The organism is Rhodanobacter sp. UC4437_H4 (genome assembly GCF_052978425.1).
On sequence record NZ_CM129673.1, the window covers coordinates 2267267 to 2282303 of the forward strand.

General features: G+C 69.7%; 8 protein-coding genes. 3 read left to right on the top strand and 5 right to left on the bottom strand.

Going from position 1 to position 15037, the window contains the following annotated elements; genetic code table 11:
* Nucleotides 1-60: 60 nt before the first annotated feature.
* The gene (locus tag ACVCL3_RS10430) at nt 61-870 is read right to left on the bottom strand and encodes an alpha/beta hydrolase (RefSeq protein ID WP_395121310.1); all 810 of its coding nucleotides are present in this window, start codon (nt 868-870) and stop codon (nt 61-63) included.
* A gap of 238 nt (nt 871-1108) precedes the next feature.
* On the opposite strand from ACVCL3_RS10430, the gene ACVCL3_RS10435 reads away from it, so the two are divergent.
* Complete coding sequence (locus tag ACVCL3_RS10435) at nt 1109-5536, top strand: DEAD/DEAH box helicase (protein WP_447101216.1); 4428 nt, start codon at nt 1109-1111, stop codon at nt 5534-5536.
* A complete protein-coding gene (locus ACVCL3_RS10440; RefSeq protein WP_395120912.1) occupies nt 5536-5694 on the top strand; it encodes a hypothetical protein in 159 nt (52 codons plus the stop codon). The genes ACVCL3_RS10435 and ACVCL3_RS10440 overlap by 1 nt, the downstream gene beginning before the upstream one ends.
* Before the next feature lie 70 nt (nt 5695-5764).
* On the opposite strand, the gene ACVCL3_RS10445 is transcribed toward ACVCL3_RS10440, so the two are convergent.
* The 4 genes from ACVCL3_RS10445 to glk all read right to left on the bottom strand — a co-directional run bounded on the left by ACVCL3_RS10445 (nt 5765) and on the right by glk (nt 13304).
* Nucleotides 5765-6835, bottom strand: coding sequence for an acyltransferase family protein (locus tag ACVCL3_RS10445; protein ID WP_447101217.1), 1071 nt, complete (start codon nt 6833-6835; stop codon nt 5765-5767).
* 31 nt (nt 6836-6866) lie between these two features.
* Entirely contained in the window at nt 6867-9179 is a 2313-nt protein-coding gene (locus tag ACVCL3_RS10450; RefSeq protein ID WP_447101218.1) for a beta-N-acetylhexosaminidase, read from the bottom strand.
* Between the two features lie 145 nt (nt 9180-9324).
* Nucleotides 9325-12054, bottom strand: coding sequence for a TonB-dependent receptor (locus ACVCL3_RS10455; RefSeq protein WP_447101219.1), 2730 nt, complete (start codon nt 12052-12054; stop codon nt 9325-9327).
* A 137-nt stretch (nt 12055-12191) separates the two neighbouring features.
* Nucleotides 12192-13304 (bottom strand): glucokinase, encoded by a 1113-nt coding sequence (glk, locus tag ACVCL3_RS10460; protein ID WP_447101220.1) that lies wholly within the window; start codon nt 13302-13304, stop codon nt 12192-12194.
* 431 nt (nt 13305-13735) lie between these two features.
* Here glk and ACVCL3_RS10465 point away from each other — a divergent pair, with 431 nt between their 5' ends.
* On the top strand, nt 13736-15025 hold the full coding sequence (locus ACVCL3_RS10465) for a sugar MFS transporter (protein ID WP_447097584.1): 1290 nt from the start codon (nt 13736-13738) through the stop codon (nt 15023-15025).
* Nucleotides 15026-15037: the final 12 nt, after the last annotated feature.

Genomic DNA, 15037 nt, shown 5'->3' on the forward strand with positions numbered 1-15037 from the left:
ATCGAAGTATCGCCGCCATTCATGGCGGGCCGATGGCACGGATCGGGCACGCGCGTTTTCTCAACGAGGCAACTGCCGACCCAGCCAGTCGCCCAGTTGCATCAGCACCTGGCCGCGGCCCGGTTCGGTTTCGTTGAACAGCTCGTGGTACAGCGAGGCGAAGAAGCGCGTGGTCAGTTGGCCGCTCGATGCCGCCGCCCTGGCGAAGGCACGGCTGCCGGCGGGGTCGACCAGTGCGTCGCTCTCGGCCACCAGCAGCAGGGTGGGCACGGCCAGCTCGGCGGCATCGGCGATGCAGGCGGCGCCTTCGCGGAAGATGAAATCGGCCAGCCGCGGGGTGATCCAGCCGTGGCGCAGCGGATCGGCGCGGTAGTCGGCGGCTACCTGCGGATCGTGCGACAGCTTGCCGGCATCCAGCCCGTTGCGCAGCGGCAGGTTCGGCAGCCAGCGGCCGAGTATCGCGGCCAGCCGGATCATCTGCGGCGATTCGTGAGTGCGCAGCGCCGGCGAGGACAGCACCAGCGCCGGCGGCGCCAGCGCGCCGTCGAGCACGGCTCGCGCGGCCACCAGACCGCCCATGCTGTGGCCGAGCAGCAGCGGCTGGTGCGGCGTGGCGCGCGCGTACTCCTGATAGACCGCCGCCAGATCCGCCAGCAGGTCGTCGCGATGGCGCAGCGCGCCGCGCCGCCCGGGCGACTGCCCGTGGCCACGCTGGTCGTAGCCGCGCACGGCATAGCCGCGCTGGTTGAACCACGCGGCGACGCGATCGTAACGGCCGCTGTGTTCGCCCAGGCCATGCACGAACAGCACGGCCCCGCGCGCCCCCTGTCGCGGCCAGTCGCGCAACAGCAGGCGCTGGCCATCGGCCATGGTCTGCCAGCTGGTGACTCCGGTTTCCTCGCTCCGCGAATCCGATGGCGCCTGCACCGCTTCCTCCCGTTCGATCACCGTCCTGCAGCGCCTCCACGCGATGCGCCGATGGAGCGCGAATACTGACATGCCCGCGCCGACCGCGCACCGCTGCGCGCCGGTTGCGACGGCAGCCGCGGCCCCCATATATGATCGGGTGTCCCACTCCCCGCCACCGCCCCGACCGGTGCCGCCGCGCATGGACTCCCGAATCCTCGAAGCCTTCCACCCGGCGGTCGCCGCCTGGTTCCGCCGCAGCTTCGCCGCACCCACCGCGGCGCAGGCGGCGGCGTGGCCGTCGATCCGCGCCGGCCAGCACACCCTGGTCGCCGCGCCGACCGGCTCCGGCAAGACGCTCACCGCCTTCCTCGCCGCCATCGACGAACTGGTGCGCGAGGGCGTGGCGCACGGCGGCGTGCTGGCCGACGCCACCACGGTGCTCTACGTGTCGCCGCTGAAAGCATTGTCGAACGACATCCATGTCAATCTGGAAGCGCCGCTGGAAGGCATCCGCGCCGAGCTGGAAAAGCTCGGCCTGCCCGACGTGGCGATCCGCACCGCCGTGCGCACCGGCGACACCCCGCAGGTCGAACGCAACCTGCTGCGCAAGCAGCCGCCGCACATCCTGGTGACCACGCCGGAGTCGCTGTACGTGTTGCTCGGCTCGGCCTCGGGCCGTTCCATGCTGGCGGGCGTGCGCACGGTGATCGTCGACGAGATCCACGCCATCGCCGGCAGCAAGCGCGGTTCGCATCTGGCCTTGTCGCTGGAGCGGCTGGCGTCGCTGTGCCAGCGGCGCCTGCTGCGGATCGGCTTGTCGGCGACGCAGAAGCCCATAGAAAAAGTCGCCGACTTTCTGGTCGGCGCTCAGCACTCCCTTCTCCCCGAGGGGGAGAAGGAAGATCCGTGCACCATCATCAACACGGGCCACACCCGCCCGCGCGACCTCGCCATCGAAGTCCCGCCCGTCCCGCTGGAAGCGGTGATGTCGAACGACAGCTGGGAGCTGGTCTACGACCGCCTCGCGCAGCTGGTGCACGCGCACCGCACCACCCTGGTCTTCGTCAACACGCGGCGCATGGCCGAGCGCGCCGCGCGGCACCTGTCCGAGCGGCTCGGCAAGGAGCACGTCGCCGCGCATCACGGCAGCCTGGCCAAGGAGCTGCGGCTGGACGCCGAGCAGCGGCTCAAGCGCGGCGAACTGAAGGTGCTGGTGGCCACCGCGTCGCTGGAGCTGGGCATCGACATCGGCGAAGTCGACCTGGTCTGCCAGCTCGGCTCGCCGCGCTCGATCGCCGCGTTCCTGCAGCGCGCCGGCCGCTCCGGCCACAGCATCGACGGCACGCCGAAGGCGCGGCTGTTCCCGGCCACCCGCGACGACCTGATCGAATGCACCGCCCTGCTCGACTGCGTGCGCCGCGGCGAACTCGACGCGCTGGTGATGCCGCCGCAGCCGCTGGACGTGCTGGCGCAGCAGATCGTCGCCGAGGTCGCCTGCGCCGAGTGGGACGAGGACGCGCTGTACGCGCTGGTGCGTCGGGCGTACCCGTACCGCGATCTCGCCCGAGCCGATTTCGACGCAGTTGTGCGCATGCTGGCCGAAGGCTTCACCACCCGCCAGGGCCCGCGCGCGGCGTACATCCATCGCGACGCGGTGAACCGCCAGTTGCGCCCGCGGCGCAGCGCGCGGCTCACCGCGCTGACCTCCGGCGGCACCATTCCCGACACCGCCGACTACAAGGTGGTGCTGGAACCGCAGGCGATCATCGTCGGCACGGTGAACGAGGATTTCGCGGTCGAGAGCATGGCCGGCGACATCTTCCAGCTCGGCAACGCCAGCTACCGCATCCAGCGCGTCGAGCGCGACCGGCTGCGCGTGGAGGACGCGCACGGCGCGCCGCCGAGCATTCCGTTCTGGCTGGGCGAGGCACCGGGGCGCAGCGACGAACTGTCGTTCGGCGTGTCGCGGCTGCGCGAGGAAATCTCCGCGCGGCTTGAACCCCTCTCCCCTTGGGAGAGGGGCAGGGGTGAGGGTACGGTTGTCGCCGAACATTCCGGCTCGCCCGAACCCTCTCCCCCAACCCCTCTCCCGACGGGAGAGGGGAGCAATACCCGAGCGCTCGAATGGCTCCGTGCGGAATTGGGCCTCCCCGACGCCGCCGCGCAGCAACTCGTCGACTACCTCGCCCGCGCGAAAGCCGCGCTCGGCGTGCTGCCGAGCCAGCATACCCTGGTGCTGGAGCGCTTCTTCGACGAATCCGGCGGCACCCAGTTGGTGATCCACACGCCGTGGGGCAGCCGCATCAACCGCGCCTGGGGGCTGGCGCTGCGCAAGCGCTTCTGCCGCCAGTTCAACTTCGAGCTGCAGGCGGCGGCGACCGAGGACGCGATCGTGCTGTCGCTGTCGACCAGCCACAGCTTTCCGCTGGAGGAAGTGGCGCATTACCTGCACTCGAACACCGCCGAGCATGTGCTGATTCAGGCCCTGCTCGACGCGCCGCTGTTCCCCGCGCGCTGGCGCTGGAATGCGGTGACCGCGCTGGCGCTGCCGCGCTTCACCGGTGGCAAGAAAACCCCGCCGCCGCTGCAGCGGATGAAGAGCGAGGACCTGCTCGCCGCGGTGTTCCCCGATCAGGTCGCCTGCCTGGAAAACATCGTGGGCGAGCGCGAGGTGCCGGATCACCCGCTGGTCAACCAGACCCTGCACGACTGCCTGCGCGAGGCGATGGACGTGGACGGCCTGCTGGCGATCCTGCGCCAGCTGGAGGCCGGCGAGATCGCCATCGTCGCACGCGACCTCACCGCACCCAGCCCGCTCGCCGCCGAGGTGTTGAACGCGGCACCGTACGCCTTCCTCGACGACGCGCCGCTGGAGGAGCGCCGCACCCAGGCCGTGCAGACGCGCCGCTGGAACGACGCCGACAGCGCCGACGATCTGGGCCGGCTCGATCCCGAGGCGATCGCCGCCGTACGCGAGGAAGCCTGGCCGCAGGTGCGCGACGCCGACGAGATGCACGAGGCGCTGACCTTGCTGGGTTTCGTCACCGCCGATGAAGTCGCCGCCAACCCCGACTGGAACGAGCGACTGCAGGCGCTGGCGAAGGCGAAGCGCGCCACCCGGCTCGGCGACGCATGGACGTCTGCCGAACAACTTCCGCTGTGGCAGGCGCTGCATCCTGCGGCATCGATGCAACCGCCGATCGCCGCACCCGCCGAATACGCCGCGCAGCCCTGGACGCGCGAGGACGCGCTGCTGGAACTCGTGCGCCACCGCCTCGGCGGACTCGGCCCGGTCACCGTGAACGGATTGGCGCAATCCCTCCACGTCGAGACCGGCGAAGTCGAGCAGGCGCTGCTGCGGCTGCAGTCCGAAGGCTACGTGATGCAGGGCCGCTTCACCGCCGACGCCGGCGACACCGAATGGTGCGAGCGCCATCTGCTGGCACGCATCCACCGTTACACCATCGGCCGCCTGCGCCGCGAGATCGAGCCGGTCAGCCGGCGCGCGCTGATGCGCTTCCTGTTCGACTGGCAGCACGTGTCGGCGGCCACCCGCTTGAACGGCCCCGATGCGCTGGTCGCCACGCTGGCACAGCTGGAAGGTTACGAGGCCGCGGCCGGCGCGTGGGAAGCGGAGATCCTGCCAGCGCGCGTGGGCGATTACTCGATCAGCTGGCTGGACGAGCTGTGCCGTTCCGGCCGCATCGCCTGGAGCCGGCTGCGCAGCGGCGGCGGCGGTGGTGGCGGGCCGGTGCGCAGTACGCCGATCGTGCTGCTGCCCCGGCGGGAGATGGCCGTCTGGACGGCCGTCGCCGCGGGCGAGCCGCAGGACATCCTGCTGTCGTCGCGCGCCCAGGCCGTGGCCGAGGCGTTGCGCGAGCATGGTGCGCTGTTCTTCGACGAGTTGCTGGTGGACACCCGCCTGTTGCGGCCGGAGCTGGAAGACGCGCTGGGCGAGCTGGTGGCCGCCGGCCGGATCAGCGCGGACAGCTTCGCCGGTCTGCGCGCCCTGCTGCTGCCGGCGGCGAAACGCGACGGCACACGGCACCGGCGCATGCGCCGGCACGCATTTGGCGGGATCGAGGATGCGGGGCGCTGGGCACTGGCGCGCGGCCCGGCCACGGACGCCAAGGCCGGGCCCGAGGCGATTGAACATATTGCGCGTACCCTGCTGCGCCGCTACGGCGTGGTGTTCTGGAAGCTGCTGGAGCGCGAGGCGCCGTGGCTGCCGTCGTGGCGCGAGCTGCTGCGCGTGTACCACCGCCTGGAGGCGCGCGGCGAAATCCGCGGCGGCCGTTTCGTCGAAGGCCTGGTCGGCGAGCAGTTTGCCTTGCCCGAGGCGATCGCGCCGCTGCGCGCGATCCGCCAGCGCGCGGACGACGACGAGCTGGTCTGCGTCAGCGGCAGCGATCCGCTGAACCTGGTCGGCACCGTGCTGGTCGGCGACAAGGTGCCGGCACTGGCCGGCTCGCGCGTGCTGTACCGCGACGGCATGCCGATCGCCGCGCTGGTCGGCGGCAAGCCGGTGGCGCTGATCGAGCTGTCCGCCGCCGAATGGCAACGCGCGCGTGCGGTATTGCTGCGCCACCCGTCGGCACCGGATGCCACGATACGGCAGGCATCCTGATGGGCTGCCTGCCGGTGCTGCTGCTGTTTCCGCTGGGCGCGGGCGTGGGCTACCTGGTCGGTGGCGACGTCGGTGCGCTGTGGGGCGCCGCCCTCGGCGTGGTGCTGGGCCTGCTGTTGATGGGTCTGCTGATCCGGGCCATGCACCAACGCCGGTAGACACGACACCGCCCGTCGCTTTTGGGTGGAGAAGCCGGCGGGCGGTGCCCGCCCTGCGTCGTTCGCCGAATCACAGCTTGAGATAGATGCCCCGCCGATCCATCGCCCACACCACCAGCCACCAGAACGCCAGGAAAACCACGGCGAATGCCAGCGACGGCACATACGGCCCAAAGCGCGGCGTCATCCAGCCCGCAAACACCGTGCGGTACCACGCGGCCTGGCCCAGGGCGGGCAGCACGATCTGCATGACCTCCGAGCCGGCATAGGCGGCGATGGCGTTGACGCCGAAGCGCCGCCCCAGCGGCGGCCAGCCGCGCCGCTCGACCAGCCAGTGGAAGGCCAGCAGCGCCAGCACGGCCCAGCCGGCCGTCCACAGCACGAACGAGGGCGTCCACAGGTTCTTGTTGAACGGCAGCACCAGCGACCACCCCGCACCGAGAGCCAGCGACAGCAGACCGCCCAGCCCCAGCGCCTTGAGCCGCCCGCGCCGCAACCAGCAGCCCGCGCGCAGGCCGAGCAAGGTGGTGGCCAGCGCCGGCAAGGTGCTGAGCAGGCCTTCCGGATCGTGCCCGCGACCGCTGAGCGGATCGATCGACCAGACGTAGTGGCCGAACACCGCGCTGTCGGTGCGGCTGGCGAGATTGGCCCACGGCGCCAGCGTGCCGCCGAGTTCGAGCAGCCCCCAGTAGCCGAGCAGCAGCAGGGCGATCGCGCACCATTGCGTGCGCGGCCGCGTGCGGATGGCGAACAGCGCCACCGCGGCAAAGCACACGCCGATCCGTTGCAGCACGCCGGGAATGCGCATGCCGCGATCCGGCAGCAGCCACGTCGCCAGCAGGTTGATGGCCAGGCCGAGCAGCACGATGCGCGCGGCCCGCCACATCGCCGCGCGGGTCAGCTCGGCGGCGGACGCACCCCGCTCCAGCCGCGGCAGGATTGCCAGCGCCACCGACACGCCGACCACGAACAGGAAGAACGGAAAGATCAGGTCGGTCGGCGTGCAGCCGTTCCACTGCGCATGCTCCAGCGGCCGGTACACGTGACCCCAGTCGCCCGGGTCGTTGACCAGCAGCATCGCGGCCACCGTGCAGCCGCGCAGCGCGTCGAGCGAGGCGAGGCGTGTGGACCGCGCGCTCATGCCACGCCGCCGCACCGTGCATGCGACGCGCTCATGGCGTGGCCTGCAGCGACACCTTCTCCAGCGCGTACAGCGCCCCGTCGATCGGCGCGGTGTAGATCAGGCACAGGCCGTGTTCGCCGCTTTGCGCAGGCAGCTTCGCGTCGAGCCTGAAGCGCCGCGGGCTGTGCGCGGGATCGGGCAACGGCATCGACGCCAGCACCGGTCCGTCGCAGTGATCGGCATGCACCACCAGTTCGCCGAACGGCGTGGCGTGCGGGCGCGACACCACCAGCTTCTGCTCGTGCGCCAGCGCGAAGTTGCGCGGCAGGCGCACGGCGTCGACGTGGATCGCCGCGACGCCATCCATGCGCGTGGCGGGGAACAGCTGGCAGCTGTCGAACACGTTCACCGCATAGACCGGCTGGGTGCTGAGCGCATCGGGCGACGGCTGCACGCGCAGGCGGAAGTCGCTGCCGGGGCAGTTGGGCAAGGTGTTGCCCGCAAGGCTCAGCAACCCCGCGCGGCTGAGCACCCGTTCACGCGGCGCAGCCAGCGCGCTGCCGTCGGCGGCGAAGCTGGCGGCGCGCACGGTCACCGGCAGGGTCACGTTGAACGGCGCCTCGTAGCGCGGCGAGGCCGGGGTGGGCGCGCTGCCGTCGAGCGTGTAGCGGATCGCGCCGAACCCGGTCTGGCTGGCCAGCGTGACGGTGGCACGGCCGGTGGCCAGCGCCACGTTGCGATCGGTGGCGATCTCCACCGCGAAGGCGCCGTCGGCGTAGGAAATCTGCTGGGCGCGGTAACGCGCGAGCTGGCCGGGCAGGCGCGACAGGAAGTCGCTCCAGTCGCGGCGGGCGTCCGGCGACCAGGCGACTTCGGCCAGCGCATCCAGCCGTGGGAACGCCGCGTGCTCGACGTGGGCGAAACCGGGCATGTGCTCGGTCCAGAAATTGGCCTGGACGCCCAGCACGTGTTTCGCCTGGCGCGCGTCGAGCACGCCGGGAATGGCCTGGAAACCGTACACGTCCTGCAGCGATTCCACGCCGAGGCGGCCGGCGTACTCGTCGGCCAGCGCGCTCTGCACGTGGTCGAAATAGAGGTCCGGCGCGGGCGACATCACCACGTCGTGGCCCAGCAGCGCGGCCTTGATCGCGCCGTCGATGCCGCGCCAGGACATCACGGTGGCGTCGGCCGGCAGCTTGTCGCCTTCGAGGATCTCGTCCCAGCCGATCAGCTTGCGGCCGTGCTGCTGCAGGTACCGGCCGATGCGGCCGATGAACCAGCCCTGCAGGGTGTTCTCGTCGCGGATGCCGAGCGCGCGCATCTTCGCCTGCACCGCGGGCGACGCCTGCCATTGGTCCTTGATCGCCTCGTCGCCGCCGACGTGGATGTAGGTCGACGGGAACAGCGCCATCACCTCGTCGAGCACGTTGTCGATGAAGGCGAAGGTGGCATCGTCGACGTTGTACAGATACGGGTTCACGCCCCAGTCGACGGACACCGCAGGACGCTTGCCGGTGACGCCGAGCTGCGGATACGAGGCCACCGCGGCCTGCGCGTGGCCGGGCATGTCCAGCTCCGGCACGATGGTGATGTGGCGCGCGGCGGCATAGGCCACCACGTCGCGGATCTCGGTCTGGGTGTAGAAGCCGCCGTAGCGCTGCGGCTCGCCATCCCTGCCGGCGTCCGGCGGCGTGCGCCACGCGCCGATCCTGGTCAGCTCGGGATAACGCTTGATCTGGATGCGCCAGCCCTGGTCGTCGGTGAGATGCCAGTGCAGCACGTCGAGCTTGTGCTGGGCCATCTGGTCGAGCAGGGTTTTTACTTCGGCCACGCTCTGGAAATGCCGCACCGAATCCAGCATCACGCCGCGCCAGGCGAAGCGCGGCCAGTCGCGGATGGACAGCGCCGGCACGTCCACCGCGCCGCGCGCGGCATCGGGCGTGAGCAGCTGATACAGCGTGACCACGCCGTGGAACAGGCCGGCGTCGTCGCGCGCGCTGACGCGGATGCCGTGGGTGTCGACATCGAGCGCATAGCCGCCGGCCTGCGCCACCGGCGCCTGTGGGTCGCGCCGCAGCACGATGGCGCGTTTCGCGCCGCCGCCAGGCTGCAGCGTCAGGCCGCGCGTGCGCGAGAGCAGGTCGATCAGGTAGTGCGCGGCCTGCGTGGTGGCCGGGTCATGGTCGGCCACCACGATGGTGGTGGCGGCGTCGACGCGGAAGCTGCCGTCGCCCGGCACGAGTTGCGCAGGCAGCGGAATCAGCGAGGGCGCTGCGGCCGTCGCGCTTGCCGGCGGCAGTGGCAGCAGCAGCATGAGCAACGCGAGCAGGCAATACAGGGTCGGCAGGCATCGACGGGTCATCCGCATTCTCCGGTGCGCGCTCGCATGGTGCCACGCAGGGCCACCATGCGACGCCAAAAAAAAGCGGGCCCGCCAACCAATGCCGGGGCCCGCACGGGGAGGGTGTCGGCGCGCCGTCCGTGGCGCGCCATGCCGCGGCGTTGCGTCAGAACTTGAAGCGGAGGTTCAGGTAGTACTGGCGACCGTTGATGTAGGTCGAACGCGGCTGGATGCCGTAACCGTCGCCCTTGACGTAGTAGCGCAGCTTCGGGCTGTTGAGGTTGAGGCCGTCCAGCGACACCGACATCCAGTCGTTGATGCTGTAGCCCAGCGACGCGGACAGGTAGCCGGTGCCCTGCATGTAGAAGAAGCCGCCGCGGTCCGGGCCGGCGAAGTACGACGAGCGGTAGGTGTAGCTCACCCGCGCGTTGAACTTGTCGTTCTCGAAGAAGGCCGATGCGTTGGCGGTGTTCTTCGAGGTGCCCTGCAGGTCCTGCCCGTTGTCGGCGTTGCCGGTGGCGTAGGTGTAGTTGAGCGCCACGCCGAAGTTGTCGCCGATCGGCTGCTGGTAGTTCAACTCCACGCCGCGCACCTTGCCGTCGACGTTGCTGGGGATGTTCACCTGGTAGGCCGAGTAGACATCGTGCCCTGCCGCCGTGCTGGCCGGCATGTCCTTGTACAGGCGCGACTCGGAAGCGAAGGTGACGTAGTTCTGCAGCGACATCTGGTACACGCCGGCCGACAACAGGCCGCGCGGCGCGAAATACCACTCCAGGTCGGCGTCGAAGTTGGTCGAGATCAGCGGCTTCAGGTTCGGGTTGCCGCCGCTGCCGGTGTGGCCGGTGTCATCCAGCGACACCGTGCCGGCCAGTGCCGAGTAGTCCGGCCGGGTCAGCGTCTGCGACACCGCCACGCGCGCCAGCACGTCGTCGGTCAGGTTGAACTTCAGGTTGGCGCTGGGCAGCGCCTTGCTGTAGCTGGCGTTGTTGGTGTTCCAGTAGTAGCCGGCCGGGAAGAACGCCGAGCCGAGGATCGGGCCCTGCACTTCGGTCTCCTGCGGCGAGGTGCTGGTGTAGTTCACCGCCTGCTTGGTGTGCACGTAGCGCACGCCCACGTTGCCGCTCCAGCGGTCGCCGATGAAGTTGGCCTGCAGGTAGATCGCGCCGTCCTTCTCGTTCACCTTGTAGATGTCGTTCGGGTACAGCCGCTCCGGCCCGCGGTTGGCGTACTTCGAGTCGTAGGCGGCCAGGTCGGCCTGCGAGTAGTACCAGATATTGGTCGGGAACGAGCCGCCCAGCGAGCTGCCGAAATCACCCGGGTAATGGCCGAAGCTGGCGGGGAAGTTGGCCGGGTTGCTCCAGTCGCCGCCGTTCGGTCCCTGCGCGAACGCATAGGGGTTCTCGCGCGTGTGGTCGGCGTAGCGCACGCCGAACTGCAGCGAGGCCAGGGTGCTGTCGTCGAAGTCCAGCTCGCCGTCGATCTTGCCCCAGTTCTCCTTGTCCTCGACGTTGATGCCGCCTTCGCCGAAGATCCAGTTGGCGCTGACGCCCGAGGCCGCCGGCGAGCTGTTGTCCGGCCCCAGCGACCAGTTGACCGGCTTGCCGGTGCCGCGGAAATCCCATGCGGCGCCGGTGCCCGGCGCGGTGTTCAGTTCCAGCACGTCCTGCTTCGGGCTGGAGCCTTCGCCCTTGGTGGTGCCGAGCTGGGCCGAGAAGCTCAGGCGGTCGCTCGCGCGCCAGTCGACGTCGGCGGTGAAGAAGCGGGTCGAGGCGGAGGCCTCGCGCGAGATCTGGTCGTAGATGCCGTAGTTCGTCGCGTCGTTGCTGGGCGAGAAGACGGCATTCGTCAACGTGTTGTTGGCCACGACGTAGCCGGGCTGGAGGTTGGTGGCGCCGTGCACGAAGTGGGTGGCCCACATCATGTAGTTGCGGTTGAAGTTGTTGGCCTTGAGCTTGCTGTAGAAGCCGTTCAGGTTGACCGTCACGTTGTCGGTCGGCTTGAACTGCACGTCCACCGACCCGCCGGTGCGCTTGCGCTTCTGGGTGAACAGCACGTTGCCGATCAGGCTGGGGAAGTAGACGCCGTTCAGATCCGGGTGCGCGGCGACGATGGCGTCGGTGCTCTTGAGCTGCTCCAGGCCGAGCACTTCCTGGCCGTTGCGCTGCAGGCTGCGCTCCTCGTAGAACGCCTGCGCCATCACGCCGAAGGTGCCGGCGTCGTTCTTCCAGTTGAACAGGCCGCTGAACTGCGGCTTGGTGGTGCCGGGCAGGTCGGAGTAGACGCCGCCGACGGACGCGTGCACGGTCACCGGCTTGTCGAACTGCAGTGGCTTGCGGGTGATGATGTTGACCGTGCCGGCCGCGCCGCCCTCGACCAGGCGCGCCTCGGAGGTCTTGTTCACCACCACCTCGCTGACGATCTCCGCCGGCAGCAGGCTGTAGCTGACGCTGCGGCCCACGGTGGCGGTCTGGTTGAGCACGAACCAGTCGCCGGTGCCGATGTTGTGGCCGTCGACCAGGGTCTGGGTCATGCTGGGCGCGGTGCCGCGCAGGCTGACGCGGTCGTTCTCGTCGAAGCCGCCTTCGCCCGCGCTGGAGGTGCCGACGCTGACGCCGGGAAGTCGCTGCAGCGTGTCGGCCACGTTCTTGGCCGGCAGCTTGCCGATGTCCTCGGCGGTGACCACCTCCACGTGCGCATCGGCGGCCTTCTTCAACGCCAGCGATTCGGCCTCGCTGTCGCGGATGCCGGTGACGGTTACCGTGGCCAGTTCCTTGACGTTGGTCTTCTTCGGCTGGTTGGCGTCGGCCGCGGCCGTGCTGTCCTGCGCAAACAACGCACCGGAGACGCACAGACCGGTGATGATGCTGGCGGCGAGCAATGTCTTGCGATGGTTCATGGTGTTCCTCCCCTCAAGAGGCTGGATCGAATCAGGACCGGCGTGGATGCGGTCGCGGACTGTGGGTGACGCGTGGTGGCGGTGGACAGCGGACAACGACGGTGGGCGTGGCGCCGTGCTGCGGGATCGGGCTCATCTCAAGCTCCTTGCCTGGGGTTGCGCCCTTCATCCAGAAACCAGCCTGCGGCGCCGATGACACCAAGCTGGCCGTGCTCAATCAGTCGAACCGGAACCTGTTGCAGCCAGGCGCGCATGACGCCCTTGTTCAAATAGCGCTCGGCAAACGTGCTCGCCAGCAGGAAATCGTGGATGCGCGGCAGGATGCCGCCGGCCAGGTAGATCGCGCGGGCGCCGTAGAGCAGGCCGAGATCGCCGACGAAGCTGCCGAGCAGGCCGCAGAAAATCTCCAGCACTTCGCGGGCGACCGGGTCGCGGCCTTCCAGCGCCGCGGCGGTGACTTCGGCCGGCGTGCTCCAGCGCGGCGCGCGGCCGTGCAGTTCGGCCAGCGCGCGGTAGAGCTTGAGCAGGCCCGGCCCGGACAGCGCATCCTCGAACGAGACGTGGCTGCGCTCGCGACGCAGCAGGCGCAGGATCTCGATCTCGCGCTCGGTGCCCGGCGCCAGCGAGATCTGTCCCGCCTCGGTGGCCAGCACGCGGGCGCGCGGCGAGCCCGGCAACAGCACCGCCGAACCCAGCCCGGTGCCCGGACCCATCACCAGCACCGGCCCCGGCGGCGGTGCGGGCGCCTCGATGATGCAGCGGGTATCGGCCGCGTCGAGGAACTGGGTGGCATAGGCCACCGCCTCGAAGTCGTTGATGACGGCCAACCGCCGGATGCCCAGCGCGTCGCGGATCGCGCGGATCGACACCGGCCAGGCCAGGTTGCCGTTGACGATCGCGTCGTCCAGCACGTAACCGGCGCAGGCCACCGCGCATTCGCGGATGCCGGCGGCCGCGGCCGCGTGCGGCGTGTGCGCCAGTTGTGCGACGAAGTCGCGCAGCATCGCGGCGAGGTCGGGCCACTCGGCGCAGGCGTAGCGGCGGAAGTGCAGCACGCTGACCGGGCCGTGCGCATCGCCGCAGCTGCTGACCAGGCCGACCCGCGCATGCGTGCCGCCGACATCGGCAGCGAGGAACGGCTGCGCCGCCTCGCCGTCCGACGCCGCAGATACCCGCTCCGACGACGCCGCAGCGACCGGCACGGTGGTCGACGGCGACACGGCATGGCGCTGGTTGGCGACTTCCCCCACGGACGATCTCCCGAAACTCCGCTGCGATCCCGACGCGTGCGCCGGTCACTCGGCGCGGCCGCACGCCGGCCTGATGGAGGGCGAGTCTGTGGTCAAGATGACAACGTTGTCAACTGTGATCGTCGTCCAATTTCGCGACGCGGCTGTGGCGTCGCAGCAAAGCTGTCATGGCAACCTGCGAGGTTGCTTCAAGTGTGCGCCTGGAGGCTTTGTGCAAGCCATATTCATGGCCGCCTGGCGGCCCGGACCACCTGTTGCACTGCCGCAACGATGCGATCCGAACGGCGGTGGATGCGCTCGACCATCCGCCGCAGCGATGTCCCGTCGCCGGCGTCGATTGACAACGTTGCACTTTTTGCGGAATAAGGAGACATTCCTGTCAGCACGGCCAGCCGGCCGCAGCGACACTGCACCCGGGGAGATCCACCACCATGAGCACCACACTGGCGGCCGCGCCGTCCCGGCAGCAGCAACTCGGGCCGATGCTGATCATCGGCCTGCTGTTTTTCATCTTCGGCTTCGTGACCTGGCTCAACGGTCCGCTGATCACCTTCGTCAAACTGGCGTTCCAGGTCGAGGACGCCTATGCGTTCCTGGTGCCGTTCGCGTTCTACATTTCCTACCTGGTGTTCTCGCTGCCCGCCTCGATGATCCTGCGTCGCACCGGCATGAAGAAAGGCATGGCGCTGGGCCTGTTCGTGATGGCGGTCGGCGCCGTGCTGTTCGGCCAGTTCGTCAGCCTGCGCGTGTTCGCCGGCGCGCTGACCGGGCTGTTCGTGATCGGTGCCGGGCTGTCCTTGCTGCAGACCGCATCGAACCCGTACATCAGCATCCTTGGCCCGATCGACAGCGCCGCGCAGCGCATCGCGTTCATGGGCATCTGCAACAAGGTGGCCGGCGTGCTGGCGCCGTTCGTGTTCGGCGCGCTGGTGCTCAGCGGCATCGGCAGCTTCGGCGAGCAGGTTGCCGCGGCGCCCACCGTCGAGGCGCGCGAGGCGCTGCTGAACGCCTTCGCCGGCAAGGTGCACACGCCGTACATGGTGATGGCCGGCCTGCTGGTGGTGCTGGCGATCTGGATCGCGCGTTCGTCGCTGCCGGAGATCACGCCGGAAGGCGCCAACAGCGAGCGCGCGATCGGCCACGGGCACGGCAGCATCTTCAGCTTTCCGCACCTGTGGCTGGGCGTGCTGTGCCTGTTCCTCTACGTCGGCGTGGAGGTGATGGCCGGCGACGCGATCGGCACCTACGGCGCCGGCTTCCACCTGCCGCTGGACCGCACCAAGGTCTTCACCGCGTTCACCCTGAGCGGCATGCTGGCCGGCTACCTGGTCGGCCTGGTGCTGATCCCGCGCTACATCTCGCAGCAGCGTTACCTCGCGGTATCGGCGGTGCTCGGCGTGCTGTTCTCGATCGGCGCCTACCTCACGAACGGCTACGTCTCGGTCGGCTTCGTCGCCGCGCTGGGCTTCGCCAACGCGATGATGTGGCCGGCGATCTTTCCGCTGGCGATCAAGGGCCTGGGCGACCTCACCGAGCGCGGTTCGGCGCTGCTGATCATGGCGATCGCCGGCGGCGCGGTGGTGCCGCAGCTGTTCGTGCACCTGAAGCAGCACATCGACTTCCAGCTCGCCTTCACCGTGCTGATGGTGCCGTGCTACCTGTACATCCTGTACTTCGGACTGGCCGGCCACCGCGTGGGCCAGCGGCGCGCGGCACCGTGATCGCGCCGTTCG

Excerpts from the sequence above, each read along its gene's own strand:
- ACVCL3_RS10450 (WP_447101218.1), bottom strand. The coding sequence starts at position 9,179 with ATGACCCGTCGATGCCTGCCGACCCTGTATTGCCTGCTCGCGTTGCTC.
- ACVCL3_RS10440 (WP_395120912.1), top strand. The coding sequence starts at position 5,536 with ATGGGCTGCCTGCCGGTGCTGCTGCTGTTTCCGCTGGGCGCGGGCGTG.
- ACVCL3_RS10430 (WP_395121310.1), bottom strand. The coding sequence starts at position 870 with ATGGCCGATGGCCAGCGCCTGCTGTTGCGCGACTGGCCGCGACAGGGG.
- ACVCL3_RS10435 (WP_447101216.1), top strand. The coding sequence starts at position 1,109 with ATGGACTCCCGAATCCTCGAAGCCTTCCACCCGGCGGTCGCCGCCTGG.
- ACVCL3_RS10465 (WP_447097584.1), top strand. The coding sequence starts at position 13,736 with ATGAGCACCACACTGGCGGCCGCGCCGTCCCGGCAGCAGCAACTCGGG.
- ACVCL3_RS10455 (WP_447101219.1), bottom strand. The coding sequence starts at position 12,054 with ATGAACCATCGCAAGACATTGCTCGCCGCCAGCATCATCACCGGTCTG.
- ACVCL3_RS10445 (WP_447101217.1), bottom strand. The coding sequence starts at position 6,835 with ATGAGCGCGCGGTCCACACGCCTCGCCTCGCTCGACGCGCTGCGCGGC.